This window comes from Candidatus Methanoperedens nitratireducens (assembly GCF_900196725.1).
GTDB classification, from domain to species: domain Archaea; phylum Halobacteriota; class Methanosarcinia; order Methanosarcinales; family Methanoperedenaceae; genus Methanoperedens; species Methanoperedens nitroreducens_A.
Genome location: NZ_FZMP01000028.1, coordinates 1 through 22,530, shown reverse-complemented (window position 1 = coordinate 22,530; position 22,530 = coordinate 1). Strand labels below are relative to the sequence as shown.

At 47.5% G+C, this 22,530-nt stretch carries 31 protein-coding genes and 1 tRNA gene; 15 read left to right on the top strand and 17 right to left on the bottom strand.

The window, feature by feature from the left end; all coding sequences use genetic code 11:
• The 8 genes from MNV_RS19305 to MNV_RS03185 form a co-directional block, all read right to left on the bottom strand.
• A complete protein-coding gene (locus MNV_RS19305) occupies positions 1 to 219 on the bottom strand; it encodes a hypothetical protein (RefSeq protein WP_179293774.1) in 219 nt (72 codons plus the stop codon).
• Entirely contained in the window at positions 216 to 617 is a 402-nt protein-coding gene (locus tag MNV_RS03215) for a DUF126 domain-containing protein (RefSeq protein WP_179293773.1), read from the bottom strand. The genes MNV_RS19305 and MNV_RS03215 overlap by 4 nt, the downstream gene beginning before the upstream one ends.
• A 4-nt stretch (positions 618 to 621) precedes the next feature.
• Complete coding sequence (locus MNV_RS03210; RefSeq protein WP_143311610.1) at positions 622 to 1,365, bottom strand: glycosyltransferase; 744 nt, start codon at positions 1,363 to 1,365, stop codon at positions 622 to 624.
• A 30-nt stretch (positions 1,366 to 1,395) separates the two neighbouring features.
• A tRNA-Ala gene (locus MNV_RS03205) sits at positions 1,396 to 1,467 on the bottom strand.
• A gap of 35 nt (positions 1,468 to 1,502) precedes the next feature.
• Complete coding sequence (locus tag MNV_RS03200; RefSeq protein ID WP_096203937.1) at positions 1,503 to 1,769, bottom strand: elongation factor 1-beta; 267 nt, start codon at positions 1,767 to 1,769, stop codon at positions 1,503 to 1,505.
• 5 nt (positions 1,770 to 1,774) lie between these two features.
• Positions 1,775 to 1,945, bottom strand: coding sequence for an HVO_2753 family zinc finger protein (locus MNV_RS03195; RefSeq protein WP_096203936.1), 171 nt, complete (start codon positions 1,943 to 1,945; stop codon positions 1,775 to 1,777).
• A 48-nt stretch (positions 1,946 to 1,993) separates the two neighbouring features.
• On the bottom strand, positions 1,994 to 2,590 hold the full coding sequence (locus MNV_RS03190) for an amino acid kinase family protein (RefSeq protein WP_096203935.1): 597 nt from the start codon (positions 2,588 to 2,590) through the stop codon (positions 1,994 to 1,996).
• A gap of 78 nt (positions 2,591 to 2,668) precedes the next feature.
• Complete coding sequence (locus tag MNV_RS03185) at positions 2,669 to 3,697, bottom strand: hypothetical protein (protein WP_096203934.1); 1,029 nt, start codon at positions 3,695 to 3,697, stop codon at positions 2,669 to 2,671.
• Positions 3,698 to 3,864: 167 nt separating this feature from the next.
• Between MNV_RS03185 and MNV_RS03180 the strand changes: the two genes are divergently transcribed.
• The 12 genes from MNV_RS03180 (at position 3,865) to MNV_RS03125 (ending at position 15,244) form a co-directional block, all read left to right on the top strand.
• Complete coding sequence (locus MNV_RS03180) at positions 3,865 to 4,890, top strand: S-methyl-5-thioribose-1-phosphate isomerase (protein WP_096203933.1); 1,026 nt, start codon at positions 3,865 to 3,867, stop codon at positions 4,888 to 4,890.
• A gap of 59 nt (positions 4,891 to 4,949) precedes the next feature.
• Positions 4,950 to 5,837 carry a zinc metalloprotease HtpX gene (htpX, locus tag MNV_RS03175; protein ID WP_096203932.1) on the top strand — a complete coding sequence of 296 codons (888 nt, stop codon included), beginning with the start codon at positions 4,950 to 4,952 and terminating at the stop codon, positions 5,835 to 5,837.
• Positions 5,838 to 6,398, top strand: a complete 561-nt coding sequence (gene pspAB / locus MNV_RS03170) for a PspA-associated protein PspAB (RefSeq protein ID WP_096203931.1) — start codon at positions 5,838 to 5,840, stop codon at positions 6,396 to 6,398.
• A gap of 219 nt (positions 6,399 to 6,617) precedes the next feature.
• Positions 6,618 to 7,898: a diaminopimelate decarboxylase gene (gene lysA / locus MNV_RS03165; RefSeq protein ID WP_096203930.1), complete on the top strand. Its 1,281-nt coding sequence runs from the start codon at positions 6,618 to 6,620 to the stop codon at positions 7,896 to 7,898.
• Positions 7,899 to 8,023: 125 nt separating this feature from the next.
• Positions 8,024 to 8,518 (top strand): rubrerythrin family protein, encoded by a 495-nt coding sequence (locus MNV_RS03160; RefSeq protein ID WP_096203929.1) that lies wholly within the window; start codon positions 8,024 to 8,026, stop codon positions 8,516 to 8,518.
• 9 nt (positions 8,519 to 8,527) lie between these two features.
• Positions 8,528 to 8,959: a flavodoxin domain-containing protein gene (locus MNV_RS03155; protein ID WP_096203928.1), complete on the top strand. Its 432-nt coding sequence runs from the start codon at positions 8,528 to 8,530 to the stop codon at positions 8,957 to 8,959.
• A 143-nt stretch (positions 8,960 to 9,102) separates the two neighbouring features.
• Positions 9,103 to 9,849 (top strand): 4Fe-4S binding protein, encoded by a 747-nt coding sequence (locus MNV_RS03150; protein ID WP_256999928.1) that lies wholly within the window; start codon positions 9,103 to 9,105, stop codon positions 9,847 to 9,849.
• A gap of 205 nt (positions 9,850 to 10,054) precedes the next feature.
• Positions 10,055 to 11,101 (top strand): hypothetical protein, encoded by a 1,047-nt coding sequence (locus MNV_RS03145; protein ID WP_143311609.1) that lies wholly within the window; start codon positions 10,055 to 10,057, stop codon positions 11,099 to 11,101.
• Positions 11,102 to 12,256: an ABC transporter permease gene (locus MNV_RS03140; protein WP_096203926.1), complete on the top strand. Its 1,155-nt coding sequence runs from the start codon at positions 11,102 to 11,104 to the stop codon at positions 12,254 to 12,256.
• 40 nt (positions 12,257 to 12,296) lie between these two features.
• Positions 12,297 to 13,448, top strand: a complete 1,152-nt coding sequence (locus MNV_RS03135) for an ABC transporter permease (protein WP_096203925.1) — start codon at positions 12,297 to 12,299, stop codon at positions 13,446 to 13,448.
• Complete coding sequence (locus MNV_RS03130) at positions 13,441 to 14,154, top strand: ABC transporter ATP-binding protein (RefSeq protein WP_096203924.1); 714 nt, start codon at positions 13,441 to 13,443, stop codon at positions 14,152 to 14,154. The genes MNV_RS03135 and MNV_RS03130 overlap by 8 nt, the downstream gene beginning before the upstream one ends.
• 196 nt (positions 14,155 to 14,350) lie before the next feature.
• Complete coding sequence (locus tag MNV_RS03125) at positions 14,351 to 15,244, top strand: GltB/FmdC/FwdC-like GXGXG domain-containing protein (protein WP_096203923.1); 894 nt, start codon at positions 14,351 to 14,353, stop codon at positions 15,242 to 15,244.
• 13 nt (positions 15,245 to 15,257) lie between these two features.
• Here the strand turns inward: MNV_RS03125 and MNV_RS03120 are convergent, their stop codons facing one another.
• The 7 genes from MNV_RS03120 to MNV_RS03095 all read right to left on the bottom strand — a co-directional run bounded on the left by MNV_RS03120 (position 15,258) and on the right by MNV_RS03095 (position 19,825).
• The gene (locus MNV_RS03120) at positions 15,258 to 16,616 is read right to left on the bottom strand and encodes a cbb3-type cytochrome c oxidase subunit I (protein ID WP_096203922.1); all 1,359 of its coding nucleotides are present in this window, start codon (positions 16,614 to 16,616) and stop codon (positions 15,258 to 15,260) included.
• Positions 16,613 to 17,191: a c-type cytochrome gene (locus MNV_RS03115; protein WP_143311608.1), complete on the bottom strand. Its 579-nt coding sequence runs from the start codon at positions 17,189 to 17,191 to the stop codon at positions 16,613 to 16,615. Before MNV_RS03115 ends, MNV_RS03120 begins: the two co-directional genes overlap by 4 nt.
• Positions 17,188 to 17,754, bottom strand: coding sequence for a c-type cytochrome (locus MNV_RS03110; protein WP_179293772.1), 567 nt, complete (start codon positions 17,752 to 17,754; stop codon positions 17,188 to 17,190). Before MNV_RS03110 ends, MNV_RS03115 begins: the two co-directional genes overlap by 4 nt.
• Positions 17,744 to 17,983, bottom strand: a complete 240-nt coding sequence (locus tag MNV_RS18910) for a hypothetical protein (RefSeq protein ID WP_143311607.1) — start codon at positions 17,981 to 17,983, stop codon at positions 17,744 to 17,746. Before MNV_RS18910 ends, MNV_RS03110 begins: the two co-directional genes overlap by 11 nt.
• A 65-nt stretch (positions 17,984 to 18,048) precedes the next feature.
• Positions 18,049 to 18,936 carry a cation diffusion facilitator family transporter gene (locus MNV_RS03105; RefSeq protein WP_096203920.1) on the bottom strand — a complete coding sequence of 296 codons (888 nt, stop codon included), beginning with the start codon at positions 18,934 to 18,936 and terminating at the stop codon, positions 18,049 to 18,051.
• A 2-nt stretch (positions 18,937 to 18,938) separates the two neighbouring features.
• Positions 18,939 to 19,247, bottom strand: a complete 309-nt coding sequence (locus tag MNV_RS03100; RefSeq protein WP_096203919.1) for an antibiotic biosynthesis monooxygenase family protein — start codon at positions 19,245 to 19,247, stop codon at positions 18,939 to 18,941.
• Between the two features lie 35 nt (positions 19,248 to 19,282).
• The gene (locus MNV_RS03095) at positions 19,283 to 19,825 is read right to left on the bottom strand and encodes a DUF6448 family protein (protein ID WP_179293771.1); all 543 of its coding nucleotides are present in this window, start codon (positions 19,823 to 19,825) and stop codon (positions 19,283 to 19,285) included.
• A gap of 237 nt (positions 19,826 to 20,062) precedes the next feature.
• On the opposite strand from MNV_RS03095, the gene MNV_RS03090 reads away from it, so the two are divergent.
• Positions 20,063 to 20,242: a hypothetical protein gene (locus MNV_RS03090; protein ID WP_096203918.1), complete on the top strand. Its 180-nt coding sequence runs from the start codon at positions 20,063 to 20,065 to the stop codon at positions 20,240 to 20,242.
• Between the two features lie 112 nt (positions 20,243 to 20,354).
• Here the strand turns inward: MNV_RS03090 and MNV_RS03085 are convergent, their stop codons facing one another.
• On the bottom strand, positions 20,355 to 20,912 hold the full coding sequence (locus MNV_RS03085) for a hypothetical protein (RefSeq protein WP_096203917.1): 558 nt from the start codon (positions 20,910 to 20,912) through the stop codon (positions 20,355 to 20,357).
• Between the two features lie 91 nt (positions 20,913 to 21,003).
• Here MNV_RS03085 and MNV_RS03080 point away from each other — a divergent pair, with 91 nt between their 5' ends.
• The gene (locus MNV_RS03080) at positions 21,004 to 21,312 is read left to right on the top strand and encodes an MTH1187 family thiamine-binding protein (protein WP_096203916.1); all 309 of its coding nucleotides are present in this window, start codon (positions 21,004 to 21,006) and stop codon (positions 21,310 to 21,312) included.
• On the opposite strand, the gene MNV_RS03075 is transcribed toward MNV_RS03080, so the two are convergent.
• Complete coding sequence (locus MNV_RS03075) at positions 21,309 to 22,088, bottom strand: MBL fold metallo-hydrolase (protein ID WP_096203915.1); 780 nt, start codon at positions 22,086 to 22,088, stop codon at positions 21,309 to 21,311. The two genes, MNV_RS03080 and MNV_RS03075, sit on opposite strands and share 4 nt — an antisense overlap.
• A 121-nt stretch (positions 22,089 to 22,209) precedes the next feature.
• Here MNV_RS03075 and MNV_RS03070 point away from each other — a divergent pair.
• A partial coding sequence (locus MNV_RS03070) for a transposase (protein ID WP_143311606.1) occupies positions 22,210 to 22,530 on the top strand: 321 nt, incomplete at its 3' end.

The following is a 22,530-nucleotide window of genomic DNA, read 5'->3' as shown; positions in this document are numbered from 1 at the left end:
CTACAACTTATTCTCATCCGCGAACTTCACAAGCGCCTCGCCAAGCGCCCTTACGTACTTGGGATTGATGTTGAACCTTCGCTGCTTCTGCCCGTTGCGTTCTTTTGCTATTTCCACGTATTCCTTCTCTTCCTCGAACCTGTCACTTTTTTGAAGAGATACTGTCATATACCAGCCTGAACTCATCTTTATTTCCATAAAACCTTTCTCATCGTTCATAGGATCTCCACACTTCCTACAATCGCATCAACTAAAACCTTATCCCCTGTTTTTACAGATGTGATAGGATTTTTTTCCACCCTGTCCACAAGCGGTATATCGGAAATTATGGCGCCGACCGCAACTATCGGCTCTGCTTTGACGTTTATCATTGCAGAGGGCGCTGTACCATTCTTCTTGAGCTGGTAAATAACATATGAACCAACAGTAGAGCCCTTGCCTCCGGGGAATACCAGTACTTTTCCTTTTATACTCTGACCTGCAAGCTCATGTCCTTTTTCAACAATGATGCCAGTCTTCGGATCAACGCTGCCAAGGAAGGATATGGGTCGGGAAGTGACAAGCGCTTCACCTTCGGCGCGACCACGGGAGACGATATGTGCTCTGAGTACAGTCACGGCATCACCGTATGCCGATATACTCTCGCAGGTCGGCTATGCCCAGTTTTTTCGCAAGCTTGTCTATCCACGTCGAGTTCAGCTCCCAGCCGAGGTCAAGTTGTGAATAATAGTAAAGCGTCCCGAGAAGCCCCATTGCATCCAGACGGCGTGATGAGTTCACCACTTTCACATGAGGGAAGAACCTGACAGTGCCGAGCTTATCTATCCGCCTGCTGAAATCAACATCCTCAAGCAGGACGTTCTGGTAGCCTCCGCACTTGAAATATGCATCACGCCTGACAGCAGTATTAAAACCTGGCAATGTTGCTGAGCGCAATTTATCCCGCATCACAAAGTATTTGTTGGCGACGCTTTCTGCAAGCTTTATCTGCTCAGATTGTTCTGAGAACCGAAATCCTGTAGAGAATGCTAAGAGATCAGGCTTTGTTTTGAACATTTCATAAGTATAAGAAAGATAGTAGCCCGGAATAATGGTGTCTGCATCGATGAATATAAAAAATCTGCTGTTCTCGCTTGCATTTACTGCACCGAAATGCCTGGCCGGACCTATCCCGCGCTCTTCGCACTGAAGCACCATGTCTGTATACTCTTTCGCGATATCCAGGCTCCCGTCCGTGCTGCCGTTATCTGATACAATAAGCTCGTAAGGCACGTTCGTGTTCTGGTTCGCGATCGACTCAAGTGTTGCCTCAAGGTACTTGGCTTCATTAAGGGCAGGGACGATAACTGAGATTTCCGTAACCATGGTTTTATTCGTTTTCCCGTTTTTATGCAATGGACCCGGCGGGATTCGAACCCGCGGCCTTTGCGTTGCGAACGCAACGATCTACCCCTGATCTACAGGCCCGGTAAAAATAATGATTGTGCAGGAAATAAAACTTTTTACATCCTGCCAAGTTCCACAACTGATACGCTCTCTACACCTTCCACTTTACTGAAGGCTTCTTCGACCTTCTCAGTCCCGCCTTCTATGTCGCCCACTTTGACCACAGCTATCAGGGCTTTCAGACCGAAAGCGACCGGCTCTTCCGAGAATCCGTGTATTCGCGCTCCCTGCGGGATAGCTTTTTTCAGGTTCTCTTTGAGTCTTGTTAAATCAACATCCATGCCGGATGGCATTATTTTTATCTTTGCTGCCACTTCACCCATTTTACTCACGGTCCCTGGAACCCGCAATTGGGGCATTTATATGGATTGCTCTGGTGCCTGCAACTCATACATCTTCCAAGTTCTGTTCCGCATTGCGGGCAGGGGAATCGCGCGTAGCCGCGCTCAATAAGGTTTACTCCGCATGATACGCATTTTTTTGCTTCAACTTTAGCCATATTATTCTCCTAATGTTGGGGCTTTCATAGAATCGAATGTTATTAAATTTATCCCTTTATAAGTGTCCCGACCACATTGCCTCTGAGAGCATTAATCAGCCTTCCGGGACAGTTGCCGTTGATTATCTCGCAGTTCATCCTGTTTTTCATAAGGAAACGGGGAAGCTCCTTATCCACGCACGTCTCTATTCCTGCCAGTTCGGATGCATCAAGCTCTTTTTGCAATATCCCGTTAAGATATACCCCGTCCACATCCGTGACTTTGATGAACCTGGCTTTTGACTGGTGCGCGACCCAGGCGGCGATGGTATCCGAGGTCACATCCCATGTATGGGGCAACTCGTCTTTTTTCTTCATGAGAGTATAAGGCAGGAGAATGGATACCCCGTATTCAGTGTTCAGATTGTCAATAAGTTTAACCTCGTTCCCGTCGCCCAGGTAATAACCGTACTGCTCCATCGCAAGCACCGCCATCCAGTGGGAAGCTTCCTGCGATGCGTTCACCCTGCGCACCGTGTAGGCAAAGACAGAACCTCCGGGAACTATCAATACTTTATTCCCGCTCTCATTCGAATAATCGGTGATCGCCTTCACAAGTTCTTTTGTCCTGTGCAGGAGGCTTCCCCCGATTTTGACTACTATCATGTCTTTCTAATTAAACGGCAGTGTTTAAATATGTAATCAGAGTATAAAACGAATACCATGAGGACAATTTACCGGGCATCAAAGCAAACGCTGAACGATAAGGTTAATTAATGGATTAATTGCGCTTGCAATAATCACAATTGCAGCAGCTATTTCTCCAAGCCATTTAATAGCATTTCCAATAGTATATGATATACCATCATAGATATTACGGTTAATTACTATTGGAATCTTAATCAATCCCTCCTCTTTTAATCCATCTTCCCATTCAGTACAAATCAATATAAAATCAGTGGCTTCCGTTTGCATTTCTGGTAGTCCCTCTGTTTTAGTGCTGATACGATAGATTTTTGATTCAGGCAATTCAGCATTATGCTCGCTATCATCTATTTTCAGTTTTGTATCGTCGTATCTAAGCTTTATTTTAGCCTGTTTAAATTCCTTTAACGGAGTAAATCTGCAATTTAATAAGTAACTATGACCTACCAGTAGCCTGGCATAGTTATTCTTGGGTCTATATCCTTTTCCTTCCCAGCCTAGAATGCTGAAAAGCATCCTTTCAGTAACTATTTCTTTTTCTACGTATGCCCTATCGTTTCGTTTAACCATGCCGAGCATTGAAAAAGCAGTAAATAAAGATTTTTTAGTTTTGTAATAATTCCCTGTAAAATAATAAAAGAGCCCAAAAACAAAAACACTACCAGCCAAAACTGCTCCTGATGCTATTGGATTGCTGATAATAGGATTTCTAAATATCACTCTAATTCTGGCTTCTCGCCATGCCTTTAGAAAATCATATGGGGTCTCTATATTTTCAATAGTTCCAATATCAACGAACATATCAATCGTGGTACCCTCAGGTTCGCCTTGGATAATCTGTGCAATCTCCCCGTTACTCAGTATTAGCCCTGCAACCTGATTATCGGGCGTATGTATCGCCACACGTCGATTTTCAATTAGAGAGAAAAGAACGGGATATTCTTTTTTTATAGTAACAAGATTTTGATTAATTAAATCTTTGTTTTCAACCAGTAGAGTATACAGGCTCTCGGATACTGCTATTGAAATATTAGATAAAAAGAACAAGAATATTATACATATACTCAAACAGTTCCACCATCTTATCTTTGCTTCCGTAACTTACCACCCTGGATAGATAATACAACTAATAATAAAAATATTTTCGTCTACCAGAGACCATCAACTAACTCTAACTATTAGGATATCAATGGCAGCATTTAATATCTAACACTACGATATGCCCTCAGATTTCAATGAGAACCATCGACTGGGATAACAAGAAAAACAGCATTATCATGATCGACCAGACCCTTCTTCCGGGGGAGTACAGGGTCATCGAATGCAGCACCATCGAATCATTATGCGAAGCCATAAAATCCCTGCGCGTTCGCGGCGCGCCTGCGCTCGGTGCGGCCGGGGGGTTCGGCATTGCCCTTGCAGCATTTAAGAGCAGCGCATCTTCACTGGAAGGCTTGATGAAGGACATCGAAAGTGCCGGGAAAACCATTATCGCCACAAGACCTACGGCCGTGAATCTCTCGTGGGGCGTTAACCGCGTTATCAGGTCTGTAGAGGATGCAAGGAATATTAAGGAAGCAAGGATGTTCGCACTGGACGAATCAAAAGCCATAGCGGATGAAGATGTAAAGAAAAACAAGCAGCTCGGGGAATACGGCGCATCATTACTTGATGACGGCGATACTGTCATGACGCACTGCAATGCCGGGAAGCTCGCATGTGTTGACTGGGGTACGGCGCTTGGCGTTATCCGCTCTGCGCGCGCCGAAGGAAAAGACATCCGGGTCATCTCATGCGAAACCCGCCCTCTTAACCAGGGAAGCCGCATCACAACATGGGAATTGATGGAAGATAAAATCCCGGTCACTCTCATCACGGACAGCATGTCCGGTCATGTGATGCGAAAAGGCATGGTGGATAAGGTCATCGTGGGAGCGGACAGGATAACGCAGGATGCAGTATTTAACAAGATAGGCACTTATACTCATTCCGTTATCGCAAAAGAGCACGAGATACCGTTTTACGTGGCTGCGCCGGTATCTACGTTCGATTTTGAGCATCTGGAGGAGGAGATCGAGATCGAACTGAGAAAACCCGATGAGTTGAAATATTTTGGAAATCACCAGATAGCCCCTCTTAGCGTCGAGGTGTACAATCCCGCCTTTGATGCTACGCCCATGGAGAACGTGAGCGCCATAATAACCGAGAACGGGGTTTTTTACCCGCCGTTCCTGCTTGAAGAAGTAAAGATCAGGGTTTAGGGCACCATCGCAATTTTTAATATAAGCAACCGCATTGTTACTCAGGGAGAAACCAAAATATGAAAAAATGGTACCACGATTATGGACTGCAGGCACGGATGATATTTACCATGTTCCTGCTTGCTGTAGTTTATCTTTTCTTTTTAGCTGTTATATTAACATTCGGTGGAGACTGGACATATGCCCTGATGATATTCGCAGCGATTTTCCTGTTCATCCAGTTCTTTTTTGCAGATAAAATCGTTCTCTGGAGCATGGGCGGGCGCATTGTCAGCGAACAGGAGGAGCCGCGCCTTCATGAGACAGTAGCAAGGCTTTGCGCGATAGCCGATCTGCCGAAGCCTAAAATCGCCGTCGTAAATAGCAACGTTCCAAACGCTTTCGCAACAGGTAAGAGCAAAGGAAGCGCTGTCATCGCGGTCACCACTTCCCTGAAGGAGCGGTTAAGCCAGCCTGAGCTTGAGGCTGTGCTGGCGCATGAGTTGAGCCATGTCAAGAACCGCGATATGATCGTTATAACTATTGCAAGCTTTCTTTCTACAGTAGCAGCCCTGCTTGTCCGGAACATGCTTTTCTTCGGAATGGGAGGAGATCGCGACCGCAAAGGTGCAGGTGCGGCGATAATAATCTGGGTGGTTTCGATCGTTGTATGGATACTAAGTTTCCTGCTTATACGTGCACTCTCACGTTACCGTGAATTCTCTGCCGATAAAGGCGCGGCTGTGATCACGGGACGACCTTCAAACCTGGCTTCTGCCCTGATGAAGATTAGCGGTATGATGGAGCGAGTGCCGTCCCGGGACTTAAGAGAAGTGGAAGGTGTGAACGCGTTCTTCATAATTCCAGCCATTTCAGGGGAATCGGTACTGGATCTTCTCTCGACCCACCCGCGCGTAGAGGCACGCATACGTGCGCTTGAGGAGATGGAAAGACGGATGGAGTTTTAAATGGGTTTCCTGGATACGCTGCTGGGCAAGAGCAAACTCCCGAAACCGAAGCCGGATAAGTTGTTCGCCATGTCCACAGCCTATGTCACCCTGAGCACAAATTTTTCCCTGATATCAAAGGGCGCAGGGATATGTTTCAAACCACTTGAGGCTTCAAGGTTCACGAGGGCTGAGATCGAGATCAGGGAACTTCTTCAACAGAGCTGTAAAGAAACGAATACCCAGTACAGTATAAAAAAGGACTCATACGGGTATATGTGGATCGTTTTAAACGACCCTGAATTTGAAGACCTTGTGACCACATTGTATATGGTGAGTGAGACCTTAAGAGAGCATGATTTTGGCGAACAGTTGCTGTGCGCTGTTTTTAAATTTAAGGACGAATCCGATGTTTACTGGATATACAACTACAAGCAGGCGACATTTTACCCTTTTGTGCCCGGGGACAACAAAAAGCGGAATGCGTCATATGAGTTCAGGCTTCGCTCCATCATGGAAAAAGAACTGCCCATAGAAAAGGATGTGGAGCGGTGGTATCCTATGTGGGATATACCTGTTTGAATTTTATCCGTGCACTGGTATGAAAACAGACACTATTTAAACAACGAACTAATACGAACGATACGAACTCACGCAACCGGAGTTCGTATCGGTTCGTATTAGTTCGTTGTCAATGCCCGTTTTGTTGTACTTTTTCATTATTATATATGAACCGCGTTCATAGCTGACTCTGTGATCAATCGCAATAACTATAATATATTCTCAGTCAATTGTGGCACTATGTTCACGATAAAAAATCATCTTGAAGTTAAGAATAATCACCTGCTAATCGGCGGCGCCGATACCACAGCGCTTGCAGAGCAATACGGCACACCGCTGTATGTTACCAATGAAGCGCGCATCATTGAAAATTTCTCAGCGTACAGAAAAGCATTCCCGAAGGCTGATATCTATTACGCAGCTAAGGCCAACGGCAGCTTCGCAATAATGAGAATACTTGCCAGACAAGGGGCTGGCACGGATGTCTTCAGCTACGGCGAGCTGTACATGGCGCTTCTTGCAGGAATACCGAGAGAGAAAATCCTTTTCAACGGTAATTCAAAGACTGACTTTGAACTTCAAAAAGCAGTTGAGCTGGGAGTAAAAGTATCGGTCGATTCGCAGGATGAACTGCATACCTTATCTGGAATCGCAGAGAGAACAGGAAAAACAGCAGAGATAGCATTCCGCGTAAATCCTGACGTTTCTACTCCTACGCATCCAAAGATCTCGACCGGGCTTCGGACTTCCAAGTTCGGAATACCGGCTGAAGAAGTGGTCGATACGTACCGTGAAGCATCCGGACTTCCCGGCATTGCACCATGCGGGATACACTGCCACATTGGTTCGCAGATACTCGATACAGAGCCCTTTGTTGAAGCAACACAGAAGATGATGGATCTGGTAAAAGAGGTTGTAGAACTCGGTATAGACTTAAAGTTCGTGGATATGGGTTCGGGTCTCGGTATTCCTTACAAGAAAGGTGAACAAACCCCGAAACCGCAAGACCTTGCAGATGCAATCCTGCCTGTATTTAACGACAGGACACAGGCGCTCGGCACCTCCCCTAAACTTATACTTGAGCCAGGGCGGTATATCGTAGCAGATACCACTATACTTCTTACCCGCGTCAATACGGTAAAAAAAGCGGCAAAGAATTTTGTGGGCGTGGATGCAGGCTTTAATCTGCTCATCCGTCCCGCCATGTACGACTCTTACCATTATGTGGTTGTTGCGAATAAAGCTTCTTCGCCTCCTGAAGAGATATATACCGTCGTGGGGCCGATATGCGAGACAGGCGATATATTTGCAAAGGACAGGGAACTTCCGCGCGTGGAAAAAGGCGACCTTATAGCCCTGCTCGATGCAGGAGCTTACGGGTTCAGCATGAGCAGCCAGTATAACGGGAGACCGAGATGCGCAGAGGCTCTGGTGAAGGATGGGGAGGCTGATATCATAAGAAGCAGCGAAGGTATCGAGGACCTGATGGCGAAGCAGAAGCTCCCGGCAAGATTGATGTAATAGTGAATTTATTTTCCTTTTTTCCATTTGACCCCGTTGTCACCGCATCAGAAAGTACAGACAAAAGATATATCAAGAATTACAGGAAATTAATTAGTAGAGTGGCTAAAAATTAAGGTGAAATTATGACAACGCAGGATAATTTAAAAGAGGCTTTTGCCGGGGAATCACAGGCGAACAGGAAATACCTCGCCTTTGCTGAGAAAGCTGACCAGGAAGGATATCGACAGGTAGCCAGGCTGTTTCGTGCAGCGGCTGCGGCTGAGACTATACATGCTCTCAATCACCTCAGGGTGATGGGCGCGGTCGGGAAAACGCCAGACAACCTGAAAAGCGCGATCGCAGGCGAGACAGCGGAATTCAGGGAGATGTACCCGAAGTTCATAGAGGCGGCAAAAAAAGAGAAAGCCTCGGATGCAGCAGTACTGAGCTTTGATGTAGCCAACCAGGTTGAGAAGATACATGCAAATCTTTATCAAAAAGCCCTCGATAGCCTCGGCAGAAACGAGGAAGTCGATTATTACGTATGCCAGATATGTGGCAACACCGTGGAAAAAGGAGCACCTGAAAGATGCCCCATCTGCAATGCCCCGAAAGAGATGTTCAGGAAAATAGATTGAGGTGAGCATATGGCAAAACTTGCGATAATATACGGTACCGGCTTTGGCAATACCGGCATCATGGCAAAAGCCATCGAGGAAGGTGCAAGGAACGCAGGGCTTGATGTCACGATTAAGAAAGTGGATGAAGCTTCCCCCGCTGATGTGGAAAAAGCAGATGCAATAGCAATCGGTCTGGCTACTTACAAGGGCGCTGGAATGCCAACGGTCATCAAGTACGTGGGAAACCTGGCAAAAGTTCCCCTTAAGGGTAAAGTTGGAACTGCGTTCGGCTCATACGGATGGAGCGGGGAAGGTCCGATCGTTGTAACCAGGATGCTGAGAGGCTACGGCATGGATGTGCTTGAGCCGCCGCTGCGGATAAAGCGGATTCCTGAGGAAGAAGGAATAGAGGAGTGTAAGAAGCTGGGGAAGATGATTGCGGATAAGATTAAAAAATAAGTCAGCACAAAACCTTGAGAAAAACAATATGGGGTAAAAGAACATATATCATACCAAATGGTATCTAAAGCCCTGAAAAAAGAATTGTTAAAGAAATGCAAGAGCCTCGGCATCCCTCTTGTCGGTTTTGCCCCGGTGGAGAGATGGCAGAACCGCCCGGGGAGCTTCCGAACAGGCTCTCGCCCTGGATTCCGGAAGAGTTCTGGCCGCAGTCCGTTTATCCAGAAGCAAAAACCGTAATAGTGATAGGTCTTCCTGTTTCCCTGCCCATAGTTGAGACCGCGCCCTCGATATATTACCATGAACTTTATAAAACAGTGAATTCGATGCTTGATTCAAAAGCCTGTGAGCTCGCGAACTTCCTGGTCGAAAAAGGCTACGGGGCTATATACCTGCCGAGAGATGCTTATGGCGACATAAAAATATTAATCGACAAGCCGTTTGCTTTTTTCTCGCACAAGCATGCAGCTTACCTGGCAGGACTGGGTTCTTTCGGGCACAACAATGTCCTGCTGACGCCGCAATTCGGACCGAGGGTAAGGTTCACGTCCATTTTCACAACTGCTGAAATAGAGCCGGACCCGATTAAAACTGAAGACCTTTGCATACACTGTCTCCTCTGCGTGAAGAACTGCCCTGCGGGAGCGATACCGGAGACCGGGGATTTCCCGCCGCCTGTAGATAAGAAGATCTGTGCGATAAGGAGCGCGGAACTCAGATATGAATACAGGTCTCCATGCGGCGTCTGCATCAAGGTCTGCCCTGTGGGAAAGGACAGGGAGCTGTTCGGGCGCAAGAATATGTCCATTTACTCAAAAGATAAAAAATTTGAGAAATACCACAGGGCATGGGAGCATGTGAGGAGATATGGGAGCAAAGGGAAATCCTGATATTTTCTAAGTGCTGTGGGTAATGATAAAATATAATGGAGGATTCAATAGATGCAAGGGCAGCCAATAAATGAACATAAGTATTACTGATCCGTTAGAATATAAACAACTCTAAAGTGGTTTAATTTAAAAAATTTTAAATAGCATGATATCAAATTAATCATTGATCGTGAGGAATATGTGTTCAGATAAAAGAAAAATAACAATGGAAATTGCATTATCGCTTATAATATTTTTAGCATTTATCAATTCAGCTTCCGCAGATGTTGGGATTTCGGATTTCTTTTCTGATTTTACAAGCAGTGACGTAACCGTTAATTCCAGCCAGGACTTCCAGGGCAAGGCGGTTTTTGAACTTTCATACAGCGGGAGTGTGGTAGAATCCCACGAAGTCCCGTTAAACTTAAAGGCGAATGAGGCTGCAACGAAAGTCATAATATGGGGAAAACAACCCCAGCATGATTATTATACAGCCAGGGTCAGCGTTTACGATAATGGAAAAGTTATAGCCAGCGCATCATATCAGGTATCTTACGGCACAGTTTCACTGCCAAGTTTTCATGTCGTGGATTTCTCGCCAATGAACAGCGGAGTGAAGCTGCTGCTCCGACCGTTCAACCCGGGTGTGGTTGATATAAAGATACAACTGCTTGATAATAGCGATATTATCTATGAGAAGACAAGGGACGATGTATCCCTCACGGCGAACACGGAGATAATGACACCCTGGCCGTTCCTGCTTACTGACAACAAAAAATATACGGTGCGCACCAAGATATTCACGCACAGGCTGTATGCAGCCCCGCTTATCAATACCTACGTGGCGAATTTCACTGCCGCCGAGGATGTGGAGATACTTCCTGACGATGTGGAAGTAGATGAATATGGCGCGAGCGTGACCCTGCGCGGCAATTCGCAGGTCCCTTTTGACGGGTCCATAGTCGTAAAAGCCAGGAACAGGACTACAAATGAGACGCAGGTGTACCGCCAGCAGGTAGAAGAGATACTGACCTCCGGGAAAGAAGACACGGCAGGAGTGGTATGGAGAGGGCTTGCGCCCGGGACTTACGATGTTGAGATACTGGCTGAGAGCAGAGGGAATGCAACCCTTGACAGGTATGAGACTGTCCTGCGCATCCCGGAATATCCTGCTGTTACCGCAACTTCTCCTGCTCAGGGAACACCGGGATTCTCAGCCCTCCTTCTCATAGTAGTTCTGTTAGCAGCCGCACGGCGGTTAAAAGGAGAGTAGATGTTTGATCTCATCATCAAGAATATCACCCAGAGAAAACTCAGGACAGGGCTCACCGTGTTCGGCATATCCCTTGGAATTTTCGCCATCATTGTCATGGGAGGGATGTCAGAGAACTTCAACCTCACATTCGAGAGATCCATCAGCCTGACCGCTGATAAGATACGCGTGATGCCCGAGGGCGGGTTCTTCGGTGCGAGTCTTAACGAATCCAAGGCAAGGGAGGTTAGGAGGGTTCCGGGCGTAGCCGATGCATACGGGATGCTGCAGGCGCCGCTTGACCCTGAGAACCTGGGTTTTTTCGGCGGTGATTTTGTCATAGGCATACCTCCTGAAAAGCAGCAGATGGCAATGAAAGATACTGAACTTAAAGGGGGCAGGTATCTCGTACCCGGGGATGGCTTCAGGGCAGTATTAGGCAGCAGCGTAGCGCGCGAATTCAACCTCAATGTGGGGGACGAGATAGAAATAAAAAGCAAGCGTGCGCTTCGGGCAACATCCATAACCAATAGAAAGAACTTCACGGTCGTGGGTATAATGGAATACACCGGCTCTTTTTTTGACAACAGCGTGCAGATACCCCTTGACAGGGCACAGGACTTCTACAAAAGGGGAGATACCGTGTCGCTGATATTCGCAGTTCCAGAAGCGAACACCGATCCCGAGGAACTGACAAAAAGGATAGGGCTGAATGTCGAGAGGGTTACCACCTTTTCGCCTGCTGAGATACGAAAGCAGATAGAACAGTCGCTTATCATCTTCAGCCTTATCACAATAAGCGCGGCAGTCCTTGCTGCGATAATCGGAGGCTTAAGCGTCATGAACACTATGTTGATGGCTGTCTCTGAGAGGACGAGGGAATTCGGGCTCATGAAGGCGCTGGGCGCGGAGACGAGAGATATACTCTTCCTGACGATGGGCGAGGCTGCGTTCATGGGAGTGCTCGGCGGGGTTATCGGTATCGCCAGCGGAGCGCTCTTTGTGAACCGCATGAACGAGTACCTCGCAACCAGGGGAACGGTTCTTTTTGCGATTACCCCCAGGCTTCTTGTTATCGCCATTGTTTTTGCAACTCTTCTGGGGATATTATCAGGCACTTACCCTGCTTACAGAGCTGCGAAGATGAGCCCGATGGAGGCACTCAGGTATGAATGAATCAGAGGGAAATCCTATCAGGCAACCGGAGGGTGCTTAGATGCTTGACCTGATCCTGCGCAATACCGCGCAGAGAAAGCTCAGGACCAGCTTAACGGTGTTTGGCATAGCGCTTGGCATTTTTGCAGTAATGGTCATGGGAGGTATGTCTGAGTATTTCAGTATCCATATTGATAGGACACTTGATCTGATAGATAAGATCCAGGTGCTGCCTGAGAGCGGATTCTTTGGAGGTATTCTCAACGAGTCCCAGGTCAGCAAGGTCAAACGCGTCCCCGGGGTCATAGACGCTTACGGGCTGCTGCAGATGCCCCTTGATATGGAAAGCGTGGGGATGTTCGGCGGGGACTTCGTGATTGGTCTTCCGCCCGAAAAACAGAAAGCAACTTTGAAAGACACAAAACTCGTGGGGGGCAGGTTCCTTGTCCCCGGTGACGGCTTCAGGGCAGTCGTGGGGAGCAACGTGGCGCGGGAATTCAGGCTCAAGGTGGGAGACGAGCTTGAGGTCAAATCCAAACGCCTGCAGCGCGGCGCATCCATAACCCATACCAGGAACTTTACGGTTGTAGGAATACTTGAATTTACAAGCTCTGATTACGATTATGTGATAGGGGTTCCTCTTGATGTAGCGCAGAAATTCTACGAAATAGAGGGTACTGTATCCTACATATGGGTTGTTCCGGAACCTGGTGCTGATGCCGAGGATCTATCAAAGAGAATCGAACTGAGCGTTGAAGATATCAGAGCACTCTCGCCACAGCAGCTTCGGAAACAGGCAGAGCAAGCACTGGTCGTTATCAGCCTGATCACCATTAGTTCTGCTGTGCTTGCAGCTATCATCGGGGGCTTAAGCGTAATGAACACCATGCTGATGTCGGTCTCGGAGAGGACAAAGGAGTTCGGGCTCATGAAAGCGATGGGGGCTGAAATGAAAGATATACTCTTTATAACTATAGGAGAAGCGGCGTTTATGGGAATACTCGGAGGAATTATAGGAATTGCCGGAGGAGGAGCATTTATTTATTATATGAACGAATACCTTGCTTCAAGGGGAATGGTGCTTTTCACTGTCACCCCAAGGCTTGTATTGATATCGATTTTGTTCGCCACGCTTCTCGGCATGCTGTCAGGCAGCCTTCCAGCCTACAGGGCGGCAAAGATGAGCCCGATGGAGGCACTGAGATATGAATGAACCTATACTTGCGGTCAGAAACCTCTCTAAAACGTACATGCAGGGTAAAATACCCGTGCATGCCCTTACAAATGTTACGTTCGATGTTGAAAAAGGCGAGTTCTTAAGCATAGTAGGACCGAGCGGCTCGGGGAAGTCCACGCTGCTATCAATGATAGGACTTCTGGACAAGCCCACGAGCGGCAGCGTCTTCATAGGGGGCATGGAAGTTACGAGAGCAAGCGAGAGGGAAGCTCCGATAATCAGGCGCGAGAAAATAGGCTTTGTATTCCAGCACTTTAACCTCATACCTACGCTCACGGCGCTTGAGAACATCGATATTGCGATGCGTTTTGCCAGAGTCCCGAAAAACAACCGGAAAAAAACAGCAATCGAACTGCTCACGCAGATGGGAATGGGGGACAGGATCAACCACAAGCCGTCAGAATTATCGGGAGGAGAGCAGCAGCGAGTTGCCATAGCAAGGGCTCTTGCAAACCATCCGGCAATAATCCTTGCTGATGAACCTACGGGAGAAGTGGATACAAAGACACGGAATATGATAGTCGGGCTCCTGAAAGGACTCAGTGAAGAAGGACATACAATTCTCATTGTGACGCATGATACTGCCGTATCGGCGCAGACGAAACGGATTATAACCATGCGTGACGGAGGAATTGAAAGTGATAAGCGGGTGGACAGCAGGGTTCCTTGGAACTCCGGATAAAACAGGAAAGTTTATCAACAAAAAGTAACGTCTGATTATTGGATATGAGGAACCAAAAAAGTAGAATTTTGTTGGATAGGATAGGAATTCAGGTTCCTCAATAACTCTAAAGTACCGGAATATTTAAAGCAATTTCCCAAGATTATACCCAAATTGACACCAAATTTTAATAAATAATGCGAAAATAACATCCTTTATGGAAATCGGATTAACCAGGGCAATCGATTGCCTGTGTGATTTTACCTATGATTTTTACTGGCAGCACAGGGGCAGCAGGCTCTCTCCTTCAGGTGTTATCCCCCACCAGACAGGGACGTCTTATACGTACAAAGACCTCGTAGAATGTTTAAAGCGGGGCGATGATGTGCATATTAAAGGCGATGCAGGCAAAAGGCTTGGCAGCAGCCTCGGTGTTGATCTGAAGTTCTTCGGCGGGACGGGGAAGGCGGTAAAAACCGGCTCGATAATAGTCGACGGGAACGTGGATACACGTATGGGCATCAGCATGGTATCGGGGGCGATGTATGTTAAAGGGACCGCCAAACAGCCTGCAGGTAATATCATAGAGGTCGAATCGGACATGGCAGGTTATCATAAATATTGCTCTATTACGGGAATACTTCAGGAAGGCATGAAGGAGATGCTTATCCCGCCCAACGTTTTTACCGGGGATTGTCTTCTTATAAAAGACGGCCTGGTCAGGGATACGCTTGCCGCAAGGCTTGAATCTGACAGGAAGGTAATTGTGGAAGGGGACGCGGGCATGAGCACGGGCATCCTAATGAGGCGGGGGACTGTCCATGTGCGAGGAGATACGGGGATGAACACAGGAGTACTGCTTGAAGGGGGCACGCTTGCAGTGGGCGGGGCGGGAGAATTCGCGGGGGCATATATGAGGGGTGGCACCCTTATCATTTCGGGCAGATCAAAAGGCTACGTCGGCGCGAACATGAGGGGAGGAGCGGTATTCCTTAAAGGGAAAGCGATGGGAAAATCCGTCCCCCCGGACGGCAGCGATATCAGGATGCTGGAGAGGCTTCTGGATATAAGCCGGGGAGAAGCAATGATGTTCAGGAAATATAGCCCCTGAGAGTCCGTGCCCATCAAGATATTTCTATTTCCTCAGACCGTTCCCTTCTGCTCAGCATCAGCACATCATATGCTATTATGAGTCCTCCCGCAAGGGCTATGATGCCGCCTATCGTCCTCCAGCCGAAGAAAGGAAGAAGCGCATTCTGCACTGCAATGAAGCTCACCCCCTGGAGCCTCTGCATATATACCTGGATAACGCCAGATATCATGAGCGCAACTATCATGTTCAAAAAGCCAAGAACTAGTATCCAGAAGCCTATCTTACCCCTGTGGTGGGAAAAGTTCAGTCTGCCCGAAAGGTCGGGGATAGCAAGATATGCTATTCCCAGCACAAGCAATAAATATGTGCCAGGAGTGGCGAAATGGGCATGGGCTGCGGTTATCTGGGTGCTGTGGGTGAAGAAATTCACCTGGGGCAGTGTATGCCCGAAGCCGAAAAAGCCTGCTCCTATGAGATTCCCGAAAGCTGCACCGATTATCATGTAGAGGGCGATCTGATTCGGGATGGGCTTATTGTTCTCTTTCAGGTCCTTGTAGGATGACCATATCATGAGGAAAAGTGGCACGGGCTCAAGCGCGCTAAAAAGCCCGCCCAGGAAGAGCCAGAACCCCGGCGTGCCTATCCAGTAGTAATGGTGACCCTGGCCGATGATACCGGTAAGGAGTATGAGCGCGACCTCTATGGCGAGATACTTTTCGATCATCTCCCGCCTCACATCTGTCATGGAAAGGAGTATGAGCGCTATAATCCCTGCCGCTATTAGCTCAAAAGAAGCCTCGACCCAGTAGTGCACAACCCACCACCTGAAATATTCTGCCGCTACAAGGCTATCGAACCAGATTTCACCCGGAACGTACATGAGTATTGCGCCCATTGTACCCGCAGCCAGGACGAGCATGGGTGAGCTTATCTTCTTTTTGCTCTCAAGCATCGTCGCTCCCATGTTATATGCCACGGAGAGCAGTCCCAGGGTCAGCAGTATGTCCCAGAGCCTTCCTGCTTCCACGTATTCGCGCCCTTCGACGAGCCACCAGTTCCTGCCTGTGAAGAACATCTCGGACAGGATTATCCCGGCGCCGACGACCAGCAGGAACCAGAACTGGACATCGATAAGCCACGGGTACTTAATATCGCGCCCGACCTCAGCAGGCAGGAGATAGTAGAGCCCGCCGATAAAGCCGAGGAGCAACCAGAGCACCATGACGTTGATGTGCAGCGCCCTTATGATATCGAATGCGAAGGGAAGCCGGATATCCCTTGAGAGAAAATAGAGACTTGTTGCGACACCGAGCAGCATCTGGAAGACGAAGAGCAGGACAGCTACAATGAAGTATTTCCCGGTCTTAGCCCTTGAAGGGTATCCTCTCAAGCCTTTGCCTCCTTCCCGCGCTCATAGGCAATGATGATGGCGAATACCAGGAGATTAAAGAAAACTATCCCCAGTACAGCCTGCCACATATTGCCGGGAAGAAGCCGCTCGGGAGAGGCGCTGTCGAGCTTGCCGTCGCGGTCCCACGAGCCGTTGTTGGGCCAGCCGTTGGTATCGATCTTCTCAGTGTATTTCAGGAAAGCGACCACGCGATAGGCATCCTCCCCGTTCATGCCCCTGTCCCTCATGGGTGGCATGCCCTTTGCCGGTGCCCCGGCAAGGATAAAATTAGCAAGAGCCGCTTCGTTTCCGCCTATCCGCTTATTGACAAGGGTTAAGTCAGGAGCGAAGTACCCTCCGTTCCCGACTATAGTATGGCAGCCCATGCACTGGTACTGCTCGAACGCTTTTTTGCCTTCAACCGCATTGTAGCTTTTTCCGCTGAAGCTCGCAGTCACCTGGGAAGGATCGGGATTTTTATTGGCAAAGTCCGTGTAGAACGAAAGCACACTGTAGGGTATCATCAGTAGCGACGGTACAAGGAGACTTATCAGTATGAGCCTTAAGTTGTTCATCTCTCCTTCAGCCCCCTTATGAACAGGTAAATTATGCCTGCAAGCATGACAAGAGATACCAGCAGGATGACTGCGCCAGCGGGTGAGTTATACCACTCCCTGCCCGCAGGCGGCGTCCCGGACGGCAGGGCAGGTGTTAAGGGCAGAGCTTCCGGGGAACCGGGATAATCCGCATATTGGAACGTCCATGCATACTTTACCGCATCCCAGCGCTCTTCTTCAGAGAGGGTATCCTTAAAGGGGGGCATGGCTGTGTTGGGTACCCCGCTGCTCACGCTATCGAAGAATACCGATGGCTGTCCGACGCTCACCATGTTGCTCAGGTTCGTAAAGTCCATTGCACCCTGGAGTCCTGAGCCATCTCCCCTGGTGCCATGGCAAGATGCGCAGCTCTGTCCAAAAATGGCTTTTCCTCTCTCGACACTCTGCATATCTGCCCAGAACGTCCAGATGTATGCGATAACATCCCATCTCTGCGACCTGGAGAGGTTCCCGAAGGCAGGCATCCCGGCGATACCTCTGGAGACAGATTCGAAAAAAACAGAGGAATTCTTATGTTTCATCCGTTCCTGATATGTGAAATCTACTGCGCCGTTTATACCCCTCTTTACCATTCTCCCCGTGGCAGACAGTACAGTTTGATATATAGACCTCGCGCCCTGTGCTGATCGAAGGCTTCTCCGAAGGGTATTCAACCGGAGCAGGACCTATCTGGGCTGATATCGCATCAATTAAAATGACAAGACAGAATACTGATAACAACAGGGATTGCAACTTATCCGTAATATACACCGCTACCTCCGATTTTGTGTATGTCAACTGGTCGTATTAATAGGTTTTTGTTCTGTTTACTCTCATCACTGCCTTTCCGCAGCATCCACATGTATAACGCAGTAGCCGCCTCTTACGGATTTATGCACCTTCTCCCGTACCTCCTCAGCTATGCGGTCAGCCACCTCGATGGGGAGTCCCGGCTTAACATCAATATTCATCCCTATATGGACGGTATCAGGTCCTATATACTCGGCGCGCATGTCATGGACTCCCAGCACCCCATCGACCGAGCGGGCAATATTCTTGACCTTACTCAGGAATTCATGTCCGGGAGAGCGTCCCAGCAGGAAGCTCATGTTCTCCCTGAACAGCCCTGCAGCATTATAGGCTATGATAGTCGCAACAGCGATTGAGGCAATGGGGTCGGCGATGTATTCACCCTGCATAATGAAGAGCGTACCCACCAGTGCAGCCAGCAGTCCAAGTTCATCGTTGAACAGCTCGGTAAGCTGCGCCTTTGCCGCAGCTCCCCGCTTTTTTTGCCTGAACAGGTTGATGAGCGGAATGGCAGCTATGAACATGGAGATAATGATCACGCCAATAGCCAGCGACAGGTTCTGGTAAGAGGCTGCTTCAGGCTCAAACAGCCTGGGGATTGCTTCTCTGTAAAGCTCAAAGCTTGTGAATGAGATAAAGAGCGTCGCAGCTACGAGCGCAGCCACATTCTGCGCCCTGCCGTAGCCGAACATATGTGTCTCGTCAGCCTGCCTGCGGGACCAGATGGAAGCCACCAGGAGAAAGCTTGAGACGAAGATATCGCTCAGGGTATGCAGAGCCTCGGCAAAAATTGCCATGACGCCGGTAGCAAAGTAGACAGCCAGCTTCATGGCCAGCACGAGTATATATAATCCAACGGTCAGCTTGAGAGCGCGTATATTACTTTCCTGTGAAGAATCTGTTACGGTTTCCATTCTTATTTTTTCTTCTCAGCAGCAATTATTACATTATAGAAATTAGGTGCAGGTGACCCTTCAAGCAACGGCTCCACTTTCTTCCATGCCTTCTGGCGCTCTTCGCTCGTATGCATTGCCATGAAAGTATCCTCGTTCTCATGCTCTACGATGGCAGCATAGTTTTTCTTTCCTCTTGTGGGTTTAAGCAGCCGCCTTGATATGAAACCATTGAATTTCTCGTAGACGCTGTTTGACCATGCGAACCATTCCCTGAACTCCTCATCTTTCCCTCTCTTAATGGGCGGGAATTCGATAATGTTTACGAACATTAATTTCACCTCTTCCTTACACCGTTGAATAATCCTTACTGCTGATGTTTGTGCCCGCCCTCCCCGCCGTGCCTGCCCGGGCTTGTCATGCATACATACAATTTATGGGAATACAGGATGAACTCAAGCATCGCTTCTGTATATTCTCTTGCAGCTTCTACATCGTCTTTATTATAATCTTTCAAAGACATGGCATGCTCAAGCCTTTTCTGTACCTCATCTCCAACAGTACGCGACAGGAACTCTACAACTTCTTTTGCATCCCCCCGTTCTATGGCTTTTTCCGCTCTTGGCACCACCGGACCCTCATCAAGCCCTGCAGGTTTAATCCCTGTATATGGTGCCCCTTCTCCTTCCCTGTGCAAACGCACGATAGTCTCAAAGAACCAGTAATCTGCCAGTTCTCCTGCCTTGTCGCCCAGTTTTCTCACGGAAATAGTTTTATCAAAAGCTCTACTGATCTCGTCCTCAGCCTCTTTTGGCGCCCACGGCAGTATAATATTCACATCTTCTCTCTCAAGAGCCTCTTTTGCAGCTTTAACAACCGGTCCATTCATGGTATCGCAATGCGGCGGCATAACTTAACCTCCAGATAAATGCTTATTTTATTTCCCGGCCCCTGTATTATCTCAGCCATAAGTATATGTCAAACCCCCTTTCAATTTACCACATATAATACATTTCTGCGTACCTGTATTTATACCTGCTCAGAAAAGTATATAAATTTTATACGACCAAAAGATTTAAATACTTGTAGATTATAGATTAAACCAGTCTAAAAATAGACAAGCAAGGCTAAAAATACGAGGTGTAATATGAAATATTCAACAGGAGATGTTGTAAGATTCAAGATTGGAAGAGACGATGTACAGGAAGGAGAGGTCCAGGTTGTGGAAGAGAGCCATAACGAGCACATATTATATATAAACAGCTTCAGCGGCTGGGCATACAAGGTCTCTGAGAACAGGGTTATTTCAAGGATAGCCGGGTATTAAATTATATTTACTAACACGGGGAGTAGGACTTTATCGGGGAGAGATAATAATTTCTCCCCAATCCTTTTTATTCTGGCTGGACCGGAAAAATCAATGTATATGGGCGCATAGTTTATTGATATTCTATATAATGATAAAAACCGCTTAAACTAAGTAATCTGAAGCTCCATATATTTCCTGGCGTCGATATCGGAGCAGGAGTTGATACCGGTGTAGTGGTCGGCGCAAGAGTAGGTGTTGGTATAGGAGTTTGTATCAACAGCTCACGGGGCGTTGTCGTAACCTGTGCAGGTGTTGTGGAAGATGTTATCGAATCCGGTGTATATTGGGTGGTAGGGGTAGATTCAGCAACAGTTAGAATCAGTGTGGGCATCGGTGTCGATCCAGCTTGTTCCTTTTTTAATTTTTCAACTGCGGACTGATTATTTTTCAATTCATCAGGCTGACCCGGTAGTTTTTGATTTTCTTCCTCTGATATACCTGACCTCCAGGCATTTAGATCGACGCACCCGCTTAAGACAGCTATTAAAATCAGGGCTGCTACCACTATACATCCACTCTTAACTCCCATAGTTCCTAAGATAATTATTCCTGTACTTAACAGTTTTGTTTTTACGCTAACAGGCGGTTTATCCCCTCTTGGAAATACAGAAAATTTTCTCTCAGCCATAACCTATTTACCTCCCAAAATCAATAATATTTTTGTGGTTAGTATTGGTTAGAAGATTAATTAAAGCCATTATATATTCAGGAGGTTCAACATGAAACCGATAATCACGGCGGAGCTTGAGATTGTCGTGCTGGGTACCGGAAACACGAGCATGAGCTCTTATATTTCCGAGGCTGTGAAGGCTATCGAAAAATCGGGTGTTAAATACCAGTTAACTCCGATGGGGACGGTAATGGAGGTATCTTCCATCGATGAGGCTTTCAACGCAATGAGGGCAGCGCACGAGGCGGTTATTAAAAAAGGCGTAAAGAGGGTGGTCACACACCTCACAATCGATGACAGAAAGGATGCTCCAAAGGGTATGGACGAGAAAATAGAGTCTGTAAAAAGTAAAATTTAGACCCACTTTCCAAGGTTCTCCTTTCCTTCAAGCATAAGCTTCAGGCCATCATACGCGGCTATAACTTCGACACCGGTTTTCCCTGAGATATTCTTTGCCTGGATTTCAGGCGAGGCTTTGAGCACCTGCAACCCAAAATGCGTCAGTATAGCCTTTTTTGGCCTTATCGTATTGATCAATTCAGCCGCGTCATTCATATTCAAATGGCGTATTTTTCTATCTGTTTTCATTCTCACTACGTTAATTATCAGGAAATCCACCCCTTTATAAGCCTCAGTAAGCCCGGGGAAATATTCGGTATCCGGGATATACCCCAATTTACCAGATCCGAATTTATAGATCGCCCCGTAGGTCTCAACCGGATGCATGTTCCTTACAGGGAATTCTATTTTGATATCCTGCAGGGCTATTTCCATGCCCTCTTTTATTTCGGTTATTTCAGTGAACGGTCTTACATACTGGAGCACTACCGGGTCAGAGACCAGGCAATCCGCGGGGACGATAAGGCGCCCTCGATGCTCAAAGCCTCCACGTGTCATTGCCTCGGTCAGGACATTTATATCATTGGAATGGTCGATATGCCTGTGGGATAGAACTATGGCATCAAGAGTGTCGGGCATGAGCCTGAGCTTATGGACCATTACGAGGCAGCCCGGTCCCGGGTCCTGTAATATGTTCACGTTCCCCAGCTTAAGCCAGAAACCGCCGCTGCGGCGCAACTGGTTCAGGACGACCATCCTCCCGCCTCCTGTTCCGAGAAACCTTATTTCCGACATGATTCCCAAAAAGGTGTTAATTGTACAAAAAATTTCTTATATTAATATTCCATTGTTCAATACCTTCGCCACCTCATTAGTAGGAATAAAATGAATTCTGAGATGCATCATACAGAATTCAATGTTCAACGTTTTCTCATTTCTGAATTGTTTAAATAGCTGCCTGAATAAGACCACATTAGCCCGGTTGAGCGTAATTGTGTCTGGACTATTATCAATGACCGGTAGAGTTACAATGCTTGGGATTTCCCGTTGGGCAGGAAAAAATGGTAGTTACCGTACAGTTCAACGGTTTTTCAATACTTCCATTGCCTGGTCCAAGGTTCACTGGTGCCTGATTCGTCATTGTTTTCTGGTTGCCGGAGATGTCTTAATCCTGGCTGGTGATGAAACGGTCGTTACAAAATCAGGCAAAAAGACGCATGGTCTCGATAGATTTTTT